The sequence below is a fragment of the Mesorhizobium sp. M1A.F.Ca.IN.022.07.1.1 genome (assembly GCF_003997575.1).
In the GTDB taxonomy this organism is placed as follows: Bacteria; Pseudomonadota; Alphaproteobacteria; order Rhizobiales; family Rhizobiaceae; genus Mesorhizobium.
The window spans coordinates 1-487 of record NZ_RZST01000736.1 but is presented as its reverse complement, the minus strand read 5'-3'; the positions used below and the strand labels follow the sequence as shown (position 1 = coordinate 487).

At 60.8% G+C, this 487-nt stretch carries 1 protein-coding gene; it reads right to left on the bottom strand.

Annotation, left to right across the window (positions count from 1 at the left end):
• The coding region (locus tag EOA75_RS35500) for a hypothetical protein (protein ID WP_127326197.1) at positions 1-487 on the bottom strand (487 nt) is incomplete at both ends.

The window sequence follows — 487 nt, the reverse complement described above, 5'->3', positions numbered from 1 at the left end:
GTACCAGACCCTTTGCTTGCCGACGCCGTCGATGGTCACATCAATAAAGTGCGGCTGCTCTCGGACGTTGGGCCGGGACGTAATCTTGGCCATGCACTGCAGCCGGCCGCCCTGCCTTTGCCATCGCGGCGACAGCACGGAACTGTAATCGCCCCCGTTGTCATCGCGCGCGAATGAGCAGAAACGCCTGTCAACGGGCCGGAGAGAGGTCGACACGCATGTGGCGACACGTCCGCCCGACCCGAACGAGCTGGTGAGCGTATAGTCCTCATTGCAGTAGTACGGATCGTAGCCAGGGCGCGAGCTTTGGAACCCGACGCCGCTGCATGTGGGAAACGAGTGGCCCTTGGCAACCCAACGCCAGAGCTTTTGGACGGGCGGTCGGCACTCGGCATACTGCGTGGCACCGCCTGGATTGGAGAGGCATAGGATAACTTGGCATCCCCATTCATCAGCTCGCGCTTTACTGTCGAAAACGAGATAGCAT